The following is a 17,782-nucleotide window of genomic DNA, read 5'->3' as shown; positions in this document are numbered from 1 at the left end:
ATGCGCGACTCCCGGAGAGGCGCGGCCACTTGATGATATCCCACGGCGGAAAGGCGATTCGAGGCAAGTCGCAACTGAAGTAACGAGTTGCCTCAATGCCGCAGCGCGGCCGCCAGCCCCCTTACTTCTTCCAGTGCGCCAGCCACGCCGCGTTCGGCCAACACCTGCGCCAGCCGTGAACCGACAACCACCAGATCGGCGTATCGGGCGACAAGCCGGGCTTCGTCGGGCGAGCGCACGCCAAACCCGGCGGCCAGGGGCAGCCGGGTGTGCGAGCGCAAGCGATCCAGGTCCTGCGCGATGCGGCGCTCGTCCGGCAGATCCGCGCCCGTCGTCCCGGCCAGCATGATGTGATAAACAAAACCGCTGGCGTCGTGCAGCAATGCGGCCAGCCGGGCATCCTCGGAAGTCGGCGCGGACATGCGGATGAGATGGATGCCGTGCGCGCGCGCTTCCCGGGCGATATCGCCGGCATGCTCGATGGGCAGATCGATGATGATCAGGCCGTCCACACCCGCGGCGGCGGCGTCTTCGATGAAGGACGCCACGCCATGACGCAGAATGGGGTTTAGATAGCCCATCAGCACCACCGGCGTGTGCGCGTCCGTCTCGCGAAACTCGCGCACCAGGGCCAGCGTGCGCTTCAAGGTCTGGCCGCCCGCCAACGCGCGCACGTTTGCCTGCTGCAGGACGGGGCCGTCGGCGACCGGATCGCTGAACGGCATGCCGAGTTCGATCATGTCGGCGCCCGCCGCGCGCAAACCGCGCAGCAGTTCCAGGCAGGCGCCTGGATCGGGATCGCCCGCGGCAAAATAAGTGACCAGGCCGCTGCGTCCGGATTGGCGCAGCGCCGCAAGGGTTTGGTCCAACCGAGTCATGCCGCCACCTCGCCAAATTGCGTAACCGTGTCCATGTCCTTGTCGCCGCGTCCGCTGAGGCACACGACAAGAATCTCGTTGCGCGCCATCTGCGGCGCCAGCTTGCGCATATAGGCCAACGCATGCGCGCTTTCCAGCGCGGGCAAGATGCCCTCCCTGCGCGTCAGCCAATGAAAGGCCGCCACGGCTTCCGCGTCCGTGACGGACACATAGTCCACGCGCCCACGGTCATGCAACAGGGCGTGTTCGGGGCCGACGCCGGGATAGTCGAGTCCGGCCGAAATCGAATGCGCGTTCACGATCTGGCCGTCGTCATCCTGCAGGTAATAGCTGCGGCAGCCGTGCAGCACGCCTTCGTGGCCCGCGCTGATGCTGGCGGCGTGCGCCCCGCTGGCCAGGCCCAGACCGCCGGCTTCGACGCCGTACAGGCGCACGTCCGCCAGTTCAAGGAAGGGATAGAAGAACCCCATCGCGTTGGAGCCGCCGCCCACGCAGGCCACCATGGCGTCGGGCATACGGCCGGTCTTGGCGGCGATCTGCTGGCGCGTCTCCGCGCCGATGACCTTCTGGAATTCGCGCACCAGCCAAGGATAGGGGTGTGGGCCAGCCCCCGTGCCCAACAGGTAGTAGGTAGCTGCGGGATTCGCGATCCAATCGCGCAGCGCCTCGTTCATCGCGTCCTTCAGCGTGGCGGTGCCGGCATGCACGGCGCGCACCTCGGCGCCCAGCATATGCATGCGCCGCACGTTGACAGACTGGCGCGCCATGTCTTCGGCGCCCATGTACACCACGCACTCCAGGCCGAACAAGGCGCAGACCGTCGCCGTCGCCACGCCATGCTGTCCCGCGCCCGTCTCGGCGATGATGCGGCGCTTGCCCATGCGGCGAGCCAGCAGGATCTGCCCCAGGCAGTTGTTGATCTTATGCGCGCCGGTATGGTTCAGGTCTTCGCGCTTCAGATATACCTGCGCGCCCCCAAGCTCCTCTGACACGCCGCGAGCCAGGAACAGCGGGCTCGGCCGGCCCACATAGTCGGCCAGCATGCCGCGATAGCTATGCCAGAAGTCCTCGTCGGCCAGCGCTGCCTTGAACTCGCGTTCAAGCTCGTCCAAGGCGGGGACCAGCGTTTCGGGCATGTAGCGCCCGCCGTAGGGGCCGAATTGGCCATGGCTGTCGGGCGCGGCCGGATGGATGGAGGATGGCATGGGGCTAAGGTTCCATGAACAGGTAGTAAGGATTTTTCCTTATGCTATCTTCATGGAAAATTTATTTGAATCAATGATTTATTAATCATCAATGTAAGTTGAACTAACAGATTTCATGAGACGCCTACCCTCCCTCAATGCCCTGCGATTCTTCGATAGCGCGGCCCGCCAAGCGAGTTTCACGCTGGCGGCGAAGGAACTGTGCGTGACCCACAGCGCTGTCAGCCAGCAGATCCGGCAATTGGAAGAATGGCTGGGCTGCGCGCTTTTCGAGCGCCGCGCCGCACGCGTCCAGCTGACGGCGGCCGGCTTGAGGCTGCAACAGGCGGCCCACGATGCCTTCGATCTGCTGGAGCGACGGTGCGACGAACTCAAGCGCAGCACGCAGCCGGCGGAACTGACGGTGGGAGCACCGGCCAGTTTTCTCTCCAATTGGCTGATCCCGAGGCTCGAACGTTTCGAAGCCCTGCATCCGGCCATCCGCGTCAGGCTGCAGACGGCGGCGGATCCCGCCTTGCTGAACACGCAGCGCGTGGACGCCCTGATCCTGGCCGGACGCACATGGCCGCAAACGTGGGATGTGACTCCGCTTTTCGCCGAGACGATAGGCCCGGTCTGCACGCCGGCCCTGGCTGCGCGTATCCGCAGCCCTGCCGATGTGCTGGACGCGCCGCTGCTGCACACCAGTTCACGGCCCGACGCCTGGAAGGATTGGGCAGCGCTCCAGGGCATCGCGCTGGCCCCGCGACAGCCGGGGCGCGAATTCGACCATCTGGGCCACATGCTGGAAGCCGCCGCCGCCGGCCTGGGCATGGCCATCGCGCCCGCGGTGCTGGTGGAGTCCGAGCTGCATCGCGGCAGGCTGGCCGCCCCCTTGGGCTTCGTAGAAAGCGGCGCGGCATTCAGCCTGTGCCTGCGCAAGGATGCGGCGCGGCCCGATGGCGCGCACGAGCGCTTGCGCGACTGGCTGCTGGCCAGCGCCGGGCTGGATCTCAGCCCGTACCAGGGCGATAAGGCCGCGGCCACGCAGGGCCGCTAGCGCCAGGGGCCGACCGCGCCGCAGGCGGGGCCTCTACCGCCCCCATTTATTGCAATCCCCCGCCGCTATACTGGACTTAACTCAATACCCTTTACGCGCCGCGCCTTTTCTGCTGCGCCCCGTTATGTCCGTCTTGTCGTCCATGCTGCGCCCCGTTGGCCGGGCGCTATTTTGTGCCTTCGCCACCCTCCTCTACGCCCATGCGTTCGCCGCGCCGCCAACGCTGGCGCAATGCCACGGCATCAAGGATCTGGCTTTCGTTGCCCATCTGGACGACGACCTGCTGTTCATGAACCCCGACATCGCTTCCAACATCGAGGCGGGCGGTTGCGTGCGCCTGGTGTATCTGACTGCCAGCGATGCCGGCGAAGGCGACGGCTACATGCTGGGACGCGAGCGCGGCGTGCGCGCGGCCTATGCCTATATGGCGCACCAGCCCGATGAATGGAAGGAAGACGCCGGCACGGCGGGCGGACGCCGCATCGCGCGCTTCACCCTGAAGGGCAACCCGCGCGTGCAGCTTTGGCACATGCGCCTGAAGGACCCCTGGCTGGGCAAGGGCTGGGGCAGCCTGACGCCGCTGAGCCGCACCGAATCCGAACCCGGACAGAACGTCGACACACTCGGCCCTTATGCCGAGTCCTATACGCGCGAGCAGCTGATCGACACGCTGGCCGACCTGATCCGCCAGTATGCCCCGACCACGGTGCGCCACCTCGACGACACGATCGCCGTCCCCTACACGCAATTGTGCTGGCGCTGCGCCGGTCACGGGCATCCCGACCACATCGCCAGCGCGCGGCTGGCGCGCGAGGCCATGTTGCGCGCGCCCGGCAACTACGCCGAGATGGGCTATGTCGACTACCCCAGCCAGGAACGCGCCACCAACCTGACCGAAGCCGAGATCGCCAACAAGTCGCTGATCTTCCAGCACTATGCCTGGAACGACTATCACTATTGCGCGGGCCCCACCGGTTGCAAGGAACCCGCCGGCCCGGCGGCCGCCTGGGTGCAGCGCGCCTATTACGTATCGCGCCAGGACATTGCGCCGCAGCTCTACCCGGACGGGCGCGGCGGCCTGGTGGTGTTTGCGGCCGGCGAGACCAACGGCGCCGTCAACCGCTGGGATGCCGGCCAGCGCCGCTGGCAAAGCCTGGGCGGCCGCACCAGCGGCCCCCTGGTCTCGTTCACGCATGCGGACGGCACGGCCGGGCTGATGGCTCGCGACCCGCTGGGCGGCGTATGGGCCAACAAACAACGCCACGACGGCACCTGGCAAGGCTGGCAGGCCCTGGGCGGCCTGCGCGTGACCCAGATACCCGCCGTGGCGCCGCGTGGCGAAGCCGCCGCCGTGGCGCTGGGCTACGACGGGCTGCTGCACTGGATCACGCCGTCCGGCGTCGACGGCAGCTGGAGCACCTGGCAGGACCTGCCGCCGCTTGAAGGCGTGACCGGCTCCCCGGCTGCTGCGCTGGGCGGTGACGGACGCTACGTCATCTTCGCCGTCACGGGGAACGGCGAACTCCACTACACCCGCCAGTTGCCGGCGGCCAAAGGCCAGCTTCCCGAATGGCAGGACTGGCGCCGCGTGCCCGCCCCCCAGGCCGCCGGCGGGCTGGCAGCGATCCGCAACCACGAAAACCGCGTCGAACTGTACTTCCGGCAGCGCGGCAACAACCATCTGACCCGCCTGATGGAAACCGGCGATACCACCGACCTCAATATGGACTGGAGCGCGCCGACCGACATGGGCGTGCCCTACATCGGCCGCCCCGCCATCAGCGCCGACGCCACGGGCAATGTCATGGTCGCGCTGCTGGAACGCGCCGGAGGACAGCTCTGGCTGGTGGAGCACGGCAGGCCGGCCAAACTGGACGCCGAAGCCGCATCGCCGCCTGCGATCAATCTGGTCAATGGCACGCTTTACATTGTGGCCCGCGCCACCGGCGGCCCGCAGCGCTACGAAGTACTGTCGCGCCACGAAGGCAACTGGACCCGCGGCCTGACGCTGGAAGGCGTGCCGTCCGCCGGCGGCGGCCCCTTCGAGGCAGTGGCCGCCCGCCCCGTGGACCTGCCCAAGCTCGGCGCCAACAACGCCAACAATGCGGCCGTGGTCCGGCCGTCCGCGGACGATCCGGGCGCGCTCAGCGTGGGACGCATGCCGACCCAGGCTTCACAGGCAGCAACCCCCACGACGGTCCGATAATCCGTTTGGTCTTGTCATCCTTCGTTACCGGAGAGAAAATTCCGCCTAGCCGCGCGGTCCAGCCCGAGCGTGCATGAAGCGCCATGTCGCCGCAGGGGGAACCGCAAGTGAAGGATGCTGGCCAGTACCAGACACACGCCGCCACCGTGCTCGAACCCAGTCCCGCATCGGACTGGCTTTACCACTGCGCGATGAGCCTGCTCAAGCTGCCGGCCGACGACGCCATATCGGAACAGCTGGCGTACATGGGCGAGACCTCCGACGTGGACCGGTCCTGGATGATCGAATACCGCCCGGACATGCTGCGCCTGCGCAATACCCACGAATGGTGCCGGGGCCAGACCGAGCCTTTCGTCGCCGAACTCCAGGACGTGCCGACTACGCTGATCGCCTGGCTGCACAAGTTCATGATGAAGGGCCAGGCGGTTGCCATACATGATGTCAACGACCTGCCCCGCACCGCGCGCGCGATCCAGGTCGAGTTCCAGCGCCAGGGAAACAAAAGCGTGCTGAGCGTGCCGGTTTTCCATGACGGAAAGCTCTACGGCATCATCGGTTTCGACACCACCGTCCGGCACCGCAACTGGTCTGCCGGCGAAGTCGGCGCCCTGTTCCAATGCGCCAACCTGATCGGACAAGCCAAGTACGGAAACGGCCGCGATCCCCACCGGCCGCGCCATGACAGCGCCGCCTCGGTGATCTATCTGAGCATGCGCGGCGTGGTCCGCGGTGTGCTGCCCGAAACCATCGTGGGGGTGCGCTCCGCGGGAAACTACAGCGAAATCTGGCTTGAAGACGGATCCATGGTGCTGGACTCCCGTGCGCTCGGCATATGGTCGACCCTGTTGCCGGAGAAGACCTTCTTCCGGGTGCACCGGACCGCCATTGCAAACGCGCTGCATGTCATGGACGTGGACCGCAGAAGCGTGGACAAGTGGCTGATCAGGATGCGAGCGGTGGACGAAACCTGGCCAGTGTCCCGGTCATACCGCAAGCCGCTGCGCGAACGCATGGGTATCTGAATCCAGCCCGCCGGCCACGACGCCCCGTCAATATGCAATTCGTCATGCCGGCATGTTGTTTCGTCCTTGGAGAAGTGGCCGCGCATCGAGTTTTTGGGATCATCGCGCATGCGGAGGAAATCCCCGTTCCTCAAGCTACCTGGAGAACCGCATGCCGACGTCCCGCATCCTGTCGCGCCTCACCATACTGGCGCTGAGCGCCGCCTGCGCCCTGGGCGCAAGCCAGGCGCGGGCGACCGACCTTGCCTTGCAGGATGCCGTCTCCATGGCAGGCATGCAGCTGTATCTGAATTCAGGCGCGCCTGGGTTGATCATCGCTGCGGTGCGCGGCGATGACGTGGTGGTCCAGGGTTATGGCGAAACCGCGCCCGGCAGCGGCGTCGAGCCCGACGGACGATCCATTTTCCGGATCGCTTCCGTTTCGAAAGTATTTGCGGGCGACGTGCTGGCGGCGCTGGCGGCCAAAAACAAGCTCAGGCTGACCGATCCCCTGGCGAAATATGCGCCGGAGAACGCCAAGGTGGAAAGCAACGGCCGCCCGTTGACGCTGCTGGACCTGGCCACGCATTCCGCCGGCCTGCCCCGCGAACTGCCCAATCCCGATGCTAAGCCGTCCGACAACCCGTTCGCGGCGTTCGATCGCGCCTATTACTGGAAATGGATCGGTAGCCACAAGCCGGCTTATGTGCCCGGCACCACCACGCTGTACTCGAACCTGGGGTTCGGGCTGCTGGGCGATGCGCTGGCCAAGGCCGGCGGCGCGGATTATTCGACGGTGCTCGCGGACGAAGTCCTGAAGCCGGCCGGCATGGCCGACACCACCAATGCGCTGTCGGATGCTCAGAAAAAGCGCTTGATGACCGGGCTGGACCCGTTCGACAAACCGGATCCCAACGCCCCAGTCCCCGACGTGATGTACGCCAGCGCCGGCATCTACTCCACCGCCGATGACATGGTGCGCTGGATGCGCTGGCATCTGGACGGCGCCAGGCAGGCCAGGGAGGCAGCCTTGCTGGCCCACACCTTGTGGCTGCCTTATGACGGGCTGAAATCCGTCGTGGGCACCGAGGTCACCGATGCCGACGGCATGGGGCTGGGCTGGGTCGTGACCCTGCCGCGCAACGGCACCCCCTTGCTGCTGGGCAAAAGCGGCGGCCTGGGCGGCTTCATGTCCTACGCGGTCCTGTCGCCCAACCGGGGGCTGGGCGTATTCGTCGTCGCCAGCCGCGTGAACTTCGCCATGTTCGGCAATATCCATTCCCAGGTGCGCGAATTGGCGGCAGAGCTGGCGCGGTGAAAAGATTTTGTCGGACGCTGCGCAAAGCCGCGGCGGCAGCGCTGTTGAGCGTGGCTGCCCAGGGTGCCGGCGCGCAGGAAGCCCGGGATATCTTCAAGACGGAGATTTTCCTGACCCCCTACAGCGAACTGGGCGACGGCGGCGAAACCTATCCGCAGTTAAACGGCCGGTTCCTGCTGATGACCGGCTACACCGGGTTCTTCGGCGTGCAGGACGATAACGGCCAGCTCCCGCGCTCGCACTGGAGCAGCGTCCAGCCCACCGCGGAAGCCGCCCTGGTCCTGCAGCTGACGCGGCAGTTTTCCATCCGCACCAAGGCGACCTTCAATTCGTCCACCAACGACACCAAGGACAATGCCTTCTCCGACCTGGGCGTGGACCTGGACAATCTGTTCGCCGCCTACACCGCGGACAACTACGCGCTATATGGCGGCAAGATGGACCTGGGCTTCGGCGACGCCTGGCATGTGGTCGACGGCTTGTACACAGGCTTTAACGAAAACTCCGAGTTCCGCGGCTCGATCGGGCTGGGCGGTCGCTACACCCTGGGCACTTCTGGCAGCGGAACGCATTCCGTGGCCGCCATTCTGTTCAAGCGCGACAACACCGCCATGAACCATCGGCTGAGCCTGGACGGGGGCCTCATCGGGCCCGATCAACCCCCGATGTTCAGCGACCAGCTGAAGTCCTTCATTCTTTCCTATGATTTCCGCGACCTGCCAGGGCTGGAGGGCCTGTCTGGCGGGCTGGATGCCGGCCGGCTGCACCTGGATCCCCAGCAGGGAAAAAGCGCCAACACGGTGTCGGCGCGCCTGCGCTACGACGCGCCCGTGGGCCGCGCCTGGAACCTGAGCTGGTTCAACGAGGCCACCTATTCCAGCGCCTTTCGCGGAGCGCCCGTGTCCAACGGCAACGGCGTCACCTCCCTATCGCTGTCGCGCGACCGCTGGCAGTTGACCGCCACGGCGGCCGTGCGCAAGCTGTCCGGCAACGGCCAGGAGCTGGCCCGATACGGCTTGCAGGACGATACGGATTGGGGCATTTCAGGCGCGGTCACTTACGTCACTCCCATTGGTTTCATCGTGCAGGCAGGAGTCACGCATCAACGCGACCAAACCTTGCGCATCAACCAGGGCGTTTTTCGCATCGCTTATCAAGCAGGATTCTGAGGCCATCATGAACAGCAGACACACGCTCATTGCCGGGGTATTCGTTCTTGCACTGGGCGGCGCTACGCCAGCCTGGTCACAGCCGGTGACCATCGCCAACGCCCCCAACCCGCCCGCCGACGCGGTGGCCATTCCTGCCGGAAGCAAGGAACGCGCGGTGCAGGAACTACCGCGCGTCGTCGCGGAAATCATGAAACGCAGCCACGTCCCGGGGATGGCGGTCGCGGTGGTCATCGATGGCAAGACCGTGCTGACGCAGGGCTACGGCACGCGGGAAGTGGGCAAACAGGCGCCCGTGGATGCGCACACCGTGTTCCAGATCGCCTCGATCTCAAAATCGCTCTCGGCGACAGTCGCGGCCATCGAAGTGTCCCAAGGCAAGGTCGCCTGGGACGATCCCGTATCGCGTTACTTGCCGGACTTCAAGCTCGGCAATGCCTATGTGTCAGAACACGCCACCATCGGCGACTACTTTGCCCACCGCTCCGGCTTGCCGGGCACCGCCGGCGACGATCTTGAAGACCTGGGCTTCAGCCGCAACGAGGTCCTCGCCCGTCTGCGCCTGCTGCCGCTGGACGCATTCCGCACCTCTTACCACTACGCCAACTTCAGCACCACCATAGGCGCGGAGGCAGTCGCCAAGGCCGCCGGACGCCCCTGGGAAGCGCTTGCCGACGAGCAACTCTTCAAGCCGCTGGGCATGAAATCCACCAGCTACCGCTACCGCGACTTCGAAGCTCACACCAACCGCGCCGTGCTGCACGCCTATCAGAACGGTCGGTTCGTGCCGGCGGGCCAGCGCGATGCGGATCAGCAAGCGCCCGCGGGCGGCGTGTCCTCCACGGTCGTCGACCTGGCGGAATGGCTGAAGCTGTTGCTGGCGGACGGACAGTACCAAGGCAAGGCCATGATCTCCCCTGCCGCCCTGCTGCCCGCGCTCTCTCCCCAGGCATTCAGCGCCCGCGCGCACGACCTGGACTCGCGCTCGGGCTTTTATGGCTATGGCTTCAACGTCAACACGGAGCTGGGAGGGCGTCCTTCCATGGGGCATTCCGGCGCCTTCCTGATGGGAACAGGCACTACCTTCAGGATCGTGCCGTCCGCCGGCATCGGCATCGTGGTGCTGACCAATGGCGCGCCGGTGGGCGCGGCGGAATCCGTCGCTGCCTCGTTCATCGACACTGCGCTGTACGGCAAGCCCACGCGCGACTGGTTTGCCGCCTACAACGGCGCCATGAAGGCATTCTTCGAGCCCCAGGCTGATCTGTCCGGTCAGGCCGATCCTGCCAGGCCCGCGGCGCCGCAAGCGCTGTCGCAATACACGGGGCGCTTCGACAATCCCTATTACGGCCCCGCCGAGATCCAGGAGGCCAACGGCGCCCTGACGCTGGTATTGGGTCCGAAAGGCATGCGCTTCCCCATGCGGCACTGGGACGGCGACACTTTCGCCTTCTCGCCGGCGGGCGAAGCCGAGCTGGTCGCGTCCCTGGCGTCCCTCTCCTTCGGCAGGAGCCAAGGGCAGGTCCAGGACTTCGACATCAAGTTCTACGGCGACAACGGCCTGGGACGCTGGACCCGCAAGTAGTCTGCGGGGCCGCCTATCAGAAGCGATAGGCGGCCCGCAGGGTCAGGGACTGGTCGCGGTATTGGCCGTTGCCGCGCAGGCCGTACTCTGTCTTGACCTCCACGCCCTTGCGGGTCACGTATTCCAGCCCCGCCGACAGATTGCCGTAGGTCTTCGGCATGCCGGACCGCAGCGTGAAAGGCACCGCGCCTGGACCATTGAGCTGCATGGTGGTGACCACGTCGCCCCCGCTGAGAAAGCTCATGCCGCCCGCTACGTATGACCGCAAAGTCGCGCCGTTGGCAAGATCCTTGCGTCCACCCAGCTCTATCATGGGCGTGGCCATGAACGAGGTCGTGTCGTTTCCGCGCACCTTCAGGTTGAAGGCTCCAGCCCCCTGTTCGCCATAGCCTTCCTGCCGGACATGGTTTACATCGAAATCCACGTACGGACGCAGGTACCACGAGGGCTGACTGAATTCGTAGGCGGTGCGCAGCCGGGCGGCAAGAAAGGAAGATTCCGGCTTGCTTTTGGCCACGCCATCCAGCGTGCCGCGCGACATCCTGCTTTTCTCCACGCCGCCGTGGACGGCAACGGATACCTGCCACGGCGCATTGTTGTACTTCAAGGCCAGGCCGCCCGCGTAGGTGTCGCTATTGCCCGAAAGGTCCGAGGCCGAGGTGGTCTTGCCGTAGGCGTAGCTCAGCGACCCGCCCAGGAACCAGTTGGTGGCGATTTCCCGTTGTGCGCCCAGCGTGAGCGTGCTTTGGCGGACGCGGTAGCCCTCGTCGTCCGACGTGGACTTGCGCTGCGTCCAGTTGGTGTCCAGCCGCGTCCAGACGCAATCGCCTTCGCGCAGGATCGTGCTTTCACCGACGAACGTCGGACAACTCATCATCCGGTTCAACGATGCGTAGGACGCGTGCATCTGGTTGGCAGCGCGGGCAAACTGGCCATCATGGGCAATGCCGTTCAACGCATCGCGGTACTGCTCCGCGCTCTGGATTCCCGTGAATTTGTCGAAGGTGGACGCATCGCTCTTTTTTCCCTGGTCCCACAGCGCCTGCAGCGAATTCGCGATCCTCGCGCGATCGGCGTTGAGCGGGAACGCGGCGGGAGTAAAGTCGGCGTCGACGGAAATCAAGGGATCGCGCAAGCCCGCCCCCCCGTTGTTCTTGAGCGTGTATTGGAACAAGGGGCTATCGCTTGCGGTCGCGGGCGTGCTGTTCTGTTCGGCGTCGAAATGGCCGATGCCCAGCCACACATTCTTTACGGGATTGCGCAATACCGGCCTGACGGTGCCGGCCAGGGTCGATGGACCCGAGACCGAAATGAAGTCGCTGTTGTGGCCGCCAAAATCCAGGTCCGGCCGGTAGGTCCCCGTGTGGTTCAACGTGCCCGTGATGCGCGTGGCCGTGAACACACCCGGGCCGCCGGGGTTCAGGATGCCGGCGCTGGCCAGGTCGCCCTGGAATCGCGCGCCGCTGTATAGCGCGGCGCCCGGGTTGTTGTTGAAGGTGCTGCCGGGACCCATCAGCACATCGCCCGCCACGATCCCGTTGTTATTGACGACGGCAGCGCCGGCCACGTCGATCGCCGTCTTCGCCTGAATGACGCCGGCGTTGGTGATGGTGGTGCCAGCAAAAGGCGTCACCGCCAGGATGCCTGTTCCAGAGGTGCTGTCGGCGCTGACCAGCGCGTTCTGACCCAGGTTGACCGAAATGGCCCGGCCGCCCCCATAGGCGCCGTTGCTCAGCGCGACCACGGCCGGCGAACTTCCGCCGGAGGCGATCACCTGTGCCGCATGGCCGATGTCTATGCTTATCGGCCCGCCGTAAGCCGGATCATTGCCCGGGGTGCTGTATTGGTAGAGGACGCCATCCTTGAACACGCCGCCTCCGCCCACGCTCATTGCCAGGATCGCGGGCGCGTTCGAGCCTGAGGTCTGGACCGTTCCTCCCGTGCCGACGGTCACGTTAACCGCGCCGCCGTTGCCCTTGCCGCCGGTGAGGCCGGCATTCTGTACGAGGCCGGCCGAGGATTGCGAGAAAGACTGGTCGCCCGCCAATCCGCCGCCCCCGCCCACGCTCTGCGCCAATATGCCGGCAGCCCCCCGGCCCGAGGTCGCCACCCGGCCCGCGACGGACACATTGACGGTGTTGCCGTCGCCCCCTTGCGCGGGGGAAGCAACGGATTGCAAGGCCACCAGGCCTGCTTGCGTCGCCAAGCCTGCGATGCCCCCTCCGCCGCCCACGCTTTGCGCGACGATGGCATGCGAATTCGTGCCGGCCGTGACGATGCTGCCGCCCACGTCCTGAGTCACCGTAACGGTCCCTGCGGGGCCTGCCATTGGCGCGCTCGAACCGAACCTGATGCTCGCCGCGTTCGCGGCGGGTCCGGCACCGTTGTCTATCGTGACAAGCCCACCGCCCCCGCCGACACTTTGCGCCAGCACGCCGAACGACAGCGCGCCACTCGTGGCGATGCTGCCGCCCGTGTTCGTAACCGTGACATTGCCGCCTGCACCGTTCACGTTGCTGGCAAACGGGCCTCCCGCATCGGTCGCGGTGCTGCCCAGCCGGATATCTACGCCGCTGAGGATCACGTTGGACGACACTGCGGCCACGCCGCCGCCACCGCCCACGCTTTGCGCGAGTATCCCCGGCGCATACACGCCTTGCGTCACGATGCGGCCGAGGTTGTTGGCCGCATTTACGGAACCGGCGGACAACTGGCTCGCGCTGAATCCACTGTAGCTGTCTGACGGATAGTCGCCGCCCACGTTGATGGAGAGGGTGGCGGTCTGCGCAATGGCGGCGACGCTCGCATTGCGCATGGCCAAGGCGCTGACGCCCCCGCCTCCGCCCACGCTCTGCGCCAGGATCCCCGCCGAACCATTCCCACCGGTCGCGAGCGTCCCCCCGTGGACCACGCTTGCCGCGCCTCCCGCGCTCGTCTTCATGCCCTGCCCCGGATCTCCCGCGGCGCCCAGGGCTAGCGTCGATGAGGCCTGGCTCCACAGGAACAGAGGCTGGTCGACCATCGATATGCCGCCACCTCCGCCGACGCTCTGTGCAAGGATCCCAGGCGCTTGACTGCCCTGCGTCGTGACCCGGCTGGTCGAGGCGCTGGCATCGACTGTGACCGCGCCGCCCGCGCCGCTGGCTCCCGCCAGGCCGCCGTTGCGCACATTGATGAGCCCGCCCAGCAGAGACCCGCCCTTCGTCCCCAGAATATTGATGATGCGCGTGATCCCGTCGATGATCGCGGGCGCCTGGCCCCCCGCGCCGGCCGACACTGCCGCCTGCAGATCCTGGCCGCTGGCAGCGCTTCTGCCGCCGCCTCCGCCTATGCTTTGGGCGACGATGCCGGCCGAACCATTGCCCTGCGTCGCGATCGTTCCGGTGTTTGTGACGATCGCCGGATCGGAGGCGGTGCCGCCACCGGTGCCCGCCGCGCCGCCGTTGCCGCCGGTCTGATGCGTAATGTTCGTTTGCGGCAGCGCCACGGTAAACAGATCCTGCACGCCCGATTCGGCCGCCTTGATCAACGCATCGATGCTGGACAACAGCGTGGACGCCCCCGCGGAATCGATCGCCCCGGCGTTGCCGCCCCCGCCGCCCACGCTCTGCGCAAGAATGCCGGGCGCGTGATCGCCCGCCGTGGCAATGGCGCCGTCATTGCGCACACTGAAGGCGCTGGCCGCATTCCCCGCCCCGCCGTTGCCGCCGGTCGTCACGCCGACGGACAGGCTGACGGCCTTGCTGAACGCGAGTTGCGGCCCCTTCTCCAGCCAATCGGCTGCCTTCGTCAACAAGCCGGCCAGGTTACCTGGCGCGCCCAGGATGTCATTGAATGAGCTGGCGTCATGCATCTGGACTATGCCGCCGTTGCCGCCGCCCCCGCCTATGCTTTGCGCGACGATCCCGGCCGCTCCGACGCCCGCCGTCGCGATGATGCCGGTAACGTCGTTTCCGGCTTGCACGGGGCCGCCGCTGCCGCCTGGGCCTCCCTGCCCGCCATGCTGGACGGTCAATTGCAGATTGATCAGCGAATTGCCGATGACTGGCGTCTTGACGGGCGCCAACACGCCGCCGCCATTGCCGCCGCCTCCGCCGATGCTCTGGACCAGCACGCCATTGCTGTGCGCGTCCAAGGTATGGATTCCCCCCTGGTTCATAACCAGGATCGTGCCGCCATCGCCAGCCCCTTGGCCCGCGCCGCCGTTGGAAACCGCCAGCGTGACCGCCCCGCTCGGGTTGTCGCCCAGTTGCGGCGCAATCGTGACGACGCGGGAGTTTGCCAAGCCGCCGCTGCCGCCGCCTCCGCCTATGCTTTGGGCCAGCACGCCATTGCTGTGCGCGCCCTGCGTCGTAATGACGCCCTGCCTGGCCTGCGTAAACAACACCGTGTTGCCGGAGCCGCCGCTACCGCCCTTGCCGCCGGTCGCCAGCGCCACGTTGAGTCCCACGCCCACCCCCACCGCATTGGCCGAGCCGCCGCTGCCTCCCCCGCCGCCGATGCTTTGCAACACCACGCCGGAGGCATTGCCGCCCCGGGTCAGGATTTTTCCTTGTGAGGAAAACTGGATCAGGCCGCCGTTGCCCGCCGCCCCTCCAGAGCCGCCGATGGCCACCGACGCGATGACGCCGGTGCTGTTCGCGTCGCCGCCCACCCCGCCGCCGCCGCCGATGCTTTGCAGCAGCACGGCGGCGCTGTTGTCGCCCGAGGTGTCGATGCCGCCGCTGTTCGACATGGCGATGCCTCCGCCGGCGCCGCCCGTTCCGCCGTGCCCTCCGCCCACGGCGATGATCCCGTTGCTCGAGGACGCCAGCCCGCCGCCGCCACCCGCGCTATTCGCGATGACGGCGGCGGCGTCGTTGCCATAGGTGCTGATGGCGCCTGCATTGGTGATGGTGATCGCTTGCCCCGCGACGGCGCCCGCGCCGCCATTGCCTCCCGTTCCGAATGCGCCGCTGGCGCCGCCGGGACCACCCTCTCCGCCCAGGACGCTGGCCACGATGCCCTTCGCGCCCACGGTGTCATTCGTGCCGACCGTGATCGAGCCCGTGTTCGTGATCGTGATGGCGCCTGGCGATCCGCCCGCGCCTCCATCGTGGCCCCCCGACCACGAGCCATTGCCGCCGTTGCCGCCATTGCCGCCCTGGGTCAGCGCATAGATACCAATTCCGCGATTGCCATCGGCCAGGATCGCGCCGCCGTTGTTGATGGTGACCTGGCCGGCGTTGCCTCCCGCAGCCGCCTTGGTGTCGGTGCCGTTGGCGGTTGACGCATTGCCGCCGAGGGAGCGGGCGATCACGCCATGCACCCCATCGCCGTGGCCAGCGACGGACACGCCCGCCGATGACGTGAACGTGACCGCCGAGGCATCGCCGCCACGCCCGGCATCGCTGTGCCCGCCGAAGTCCCCCGTGTGTTCAGCCGCGCCGCCGTTTCCGCCCGACGAGATCAGGCCGACCCCCGCGCTGACGTCGCCCGGCCCCGGTCCGCGCGCGGTCACCGATGTCGTGCCTTGCAGGATCACGGCCGCCAGGCCGGCGCCACCGCCATGGCCGGATGTGTACGCCCCGCTGAAGCCATCGGCGATGGCGCTGTCCGTTCCCGCCCCGCCCCAGGACTGGACGGCGATGCCGAAGCCCGTGCCCGATACCGTCACATTGTTCAGCGTGGCACGGGCCTGATGCCCGTCGCCGCCGATGCCGTAGCCGCCATTAGGCCCGTCCGCATTGCCCCACAGGCCGCCGTTGCCTCCGGTCGAATACAGGTCTATGCCGCGGCCCGCGGCATAGACCGTGCTGGCTGCCAGGGTGTAGTCGATGATCCGCCCGCCGCCGCCATTGCCGCCCCAGTGGTTTTCGTTTGCGTCCCTGCCGTTACCCCCGTTACCGCCGCTGACGTCGATCAGGATGCCGGTCTGGCCCGGCGCGCCGGCGCTGATGCGCTGGTTGCTGTCCGTCTGCACGAAGTCGCGCTGTCCCCATTGCCCGTCGTGGCCGTTATTGGGATGGCCGCCACTGGAACAGCATGTGCCGTCGGCGCCGCGCAACTGATAGGCCAGCGGCGCCGTCTGCGCCGATGCCGGCCGGCCGAAGACGTACACCGTGGAAAGTCCTGCCTGCAACAACAACGCCAGCCAGGTAAGCCGCAGACCGTTGCGGCCGGGCGTCGGAAAGTCTTGCGCGGAATTCATGGCGGCAGTTGCAGCAGAAATGGGCAGATTGAGAAATTCGCCGTTCGCCGCCCGCGGTACAAGCCCAAGATGACGAATCAACCATTCCGTCTGATGAGTAGCCGACGCCCGCGGCCCCGGATCCCGTGCCGCTACAAACCTTTGAGTTACATCAAGGTTTGACCGGCGAGCGCCACCGCGGGCCGCCGCCCCTGCGCCATAATCAGAATGCAGCAGCCCCTCAGCGCTGCGCGGGGCTTCCCGGCCTCTTCGGTTTCCCTTACCTCGATCAGGCGGACCCGGCATACATGCAAAGACTTATCCTCCCGCTGCCCGGCAATGAAGGATTCGCCAAGCGCCTTGCCGCCCTGTGCCAAGGCGAACTCGGCGCCGTGGAAACCCGCCAATTCCCCGACGGTGAAAGCTACGTGCGCCTGCATGGCGATCCGCGCGGACGCGCGGTCGACATCGTCTGCACGCTCGCCCGTCCAGACCCGCGCTTCCTGAGCCTCGTGTACGCGGCCGACACCGCGCGCGAGCTGGGCGCGACTCAGGTCAACCTGATTGCGCCCTATCTGGCCTACATGCGCCAGGACAAGCGATTCCAGGAAGGCGAAAGCATCAGTTCGCTGTCGTTTGCCCGCCTGGTGTCCTCGACCTTCGACCGCTTGCTCACCGTCGACCCGCATCTGCATCGCCACCCCACGCTGTCTGCGCTGTACACCATACCCACCACCACACTGCACGCCGCCCCGCGCCTGGCCAGCTGGATCGCGGCCAACGTGCAATTGCCACTGATCATCGGACCGGACGAAGAAAGCGAGCAATGGGCCGGCTCCATCGCCGAGCGCATCGGCGCGCCGCACGTGGTGCTGCGCAAGACCCGGCAGGGCGACCGGCAGGTCGACATCGAGGTCCCCGACCTCTCGGCCTGGCAGGATCGCACGCCGGTCCTGGTGGACGATATTGCCTCGTCCGGCCGCACCCTCGTCGTGGCGGCCGGAAAACTCGCCGGCATGAGGCCGCCGCAATGCGTGGTGGTGCATGCCCTGTTCGCCGAGGATGCGTGGTCCCAGGTATCCGACTGCTTTGAACGCGTCGTTTCCACTGACGCCGTGCCTCATCCCAGCAACCGCATCGAACTCGCGCCGCTGCTGGCCAACGCGCTCTTGCGCGATTTGCGCGATTGACCACCCGATTTCAAAGGAACCC

General features: G+C 66.7%; 10 protein-coding genes. 7 read left to right on the top strand and 3 right to left on the bottom strand.

Annotated elements, in window-relative coordinates; all coding sequences use genetic code 11:
* Positions 1-92: 92 nt before the first annotated feature.
* A complete protein-coding gene (gene trpA / locus VCS63_RS18750; protein WP_063640161.1) occupies positions 93-878 on the bottom strand; it encodes a tryptophan synthase subunit alpha in 786 nt (261 codons plus the stop codon).
* A complete protein-coding gene (gene trpB / locus VCS63_RS18745; protein WP_323880686.1) occupies positions 875-2,083 on the bottom strand; it encodes a tryptophan synthase subunit beta in 1,209 nt (402 codons plus the stop codon). The genes trpA and trpB overlap by 4 nt, the downstream gene beginning before the upstream one ends.
* Positions 2,084-2,198: 115 nt before the next feature.
* On the opposite strand from trpB, the gene VCS63_RS18740 reads away from it, so the two are divergent.
* The 6 genes from VCS63_RS18740 (at position 2,199) to VCS63_RS18715 (ending at position 10,401) form a co-directional block, all read left to right on the top strand.
* Complete coding sequence (locus tag VCS63_RS18740; protein ID WP_323880685.1) at positions 2,199-3,122, top strand: LysR substrate-binding domain-containing protein; 924 nt, start codon at positions 2,199-2,201, stop codon at positions 3,120-3,122.
* A 124-nt stretch (positions 3,123-3,246) separates the two neighbouring features.
* Positions 3,247-5,328, top strand: coding sequence for a PIG-L family deacetylase (locus VCS63_RS18735; protein WP_063962262.1), 2,082 nt, complete (start codon positions 3,247-3,249; stop codon positions 5,326-5,328).
* A gap of 83 nt (positions 5,329-5,411) precedes the next feature.
* Positions 5,412-6,350, top strand: a complete 939-nt coding sequence (locus VCS63_RS18730) for a GAF domain-containing DNA-binding protein (RefSeq protein WP_323880684.1) — start codon at positions 5,412-5,414, stop codon at positions 6,348-6,350.
* A 151-nt stretch (positions 6,351-6,501) separates the two neighbouring features.
* Positions 6,502-7,647: a D-alanyl-D-alanine-carboxypeptidase/endopeptidase AmpH gene (ampH, locus tag VCS63_RS18725; protein WP_112966208.1), complete on the top strand. Its 1,146-nt coding sequence runs from the start codon at positions 6,502-6,504 to the stop codon at positions 7,645-7,647.
* Positions 7,644-8,816, top strand: coding sequence for a hypothetical protein (locus tag VCS63_RS18720; RefSeq protein WP_232033800.1), 1,173 nt, complete (start codon positions 7,644-7,646; stop codon positions 8,814-8,816). Before ampH ends, VCS63_RS18720 begins: the two co-directional genes overlap by 4 nt.
* A gap of 7 nt (positions 8,817-8,823) precedes the next feature.
* Positions 8,824-10,401, top strand: a complete 1,578-nt coding sequence (locus tag VCS63_RS18715; RefSeq protein ID WP_323880683.1) for a serine hydrolase — start codon at positions 8,824-8,826, stop codon at positions 10,399-10,401.
* A gap of 16 nt (positions 10,402-10,417) precedes the next feature.
* Here the strand turns inward: VCS63_RS18715 and VCS63_RS18710 are convergent, their stop codons facing one another.
* Entirely contained in the window at positions 10,418-16,591 is a 6,174-nt protein-coding gene (locus VCS63_RS18710) for an autotransporter outer membrane beta-barrel domain-containing protein (RefSeq protein WP_323880681.1), read from the bottom strand.
* A gap of 287 nt (positions 16,592-16,878) precedes the next feature.
* Here VCS63_RS18710 and VCS63_RS18705 point away from each other — a divergent pair, with 287 nt between their 5' ends.
* The gene (locus VCS63_RS18705) at positions 16,879-17,760 is read left to right on the top strand and encodes a ribose-phosphate pyrophosphokinase (protein WP_323880679.1); all 882 of its coding nucleotides are present in this window, start codon (positions 16,879-16,881) and stop codon (positions 17,758-17,760) included.
* The last annotated feature ends 22 nt before the right edge of the window (positions 17,761-17,782 follow it).

The organism is Achromobacter sp. D10, from assembly GCF_035282245.1.
In the GTDB taxonomy this organism is placed as follows: Bacteria; Pseudomonadota; Gammaproteobacteria; order Burkholderiales; family Burkholderiaceae_B; genus Achromobacter; species Achromobacter insolitus.
The sequence above is the reverse complement of the archived record's forward strand: the minus strand, read 5'-3'. Positions and strand labels throughout refer to the sequence as shown.

Coding starts and splice junctions, on each gene's coding strand:
- trpA (WP_063640161.1), bottom strand. CDS start 878: ATGACTCGGTTGGACCAAACCCTTGCGGCGCTGCGCCAATCCGGACGC.
- VCS63_RS18710 (WP_323880681.1), bottom strand. CDS start 16,591: ATGAATTCCGCGCAAGACTTTCCGACGCCCGGCCGCAACGGTCTGCGG.
- VCS63_RS18715 (WP_323880683.1), top strand. CDS start 8,824: ATGAACAGCAGACACACGCTCATTGCCGGGGTATTCGTTCTTGCACTG.
- VCS63_RS18735 (WP_063962262.1), top strand. CDS start 3,247: ATGTCCGTCTTGTCGTCCATGCTGCGCCCCGTTGGCCGGGCGCTATTT.
- ampH (WP_112966208.1), top strand. CDS start 6,502: ATGCCGACGTCCCGCATCCTGTCGCGCCTCACCATACTGGCGCTGAGC.
- VCS63_RS18705 (WP_323880679.1), top strand. CDS start 16,879: ATGCAAAGACTTATCCTCCCGCTGCCCGGCAATGAAGGATTCGCCAAG.
- trpB (WP_323880686.1), bottom strand. CDS start 2,083: ATGCCATCCTCCATCCATCCGGCCGCGCCCGACAGCCATGGCCAATTC.
- VCS63_RS18740 (WP_323880685.1), top strand. CDS start 2,199: ATGAGACGCCTACCCTCCCTCAATGCCCTGCGATTCTTCGATAGCGCG.
- VCS63_RS18730 (WP_323880684.1), top strand. CDS start 5,412: ATGTCGCCGCAGGGGGAACCGCAAGTGAAGGATGCTGGCCAGTACCAG.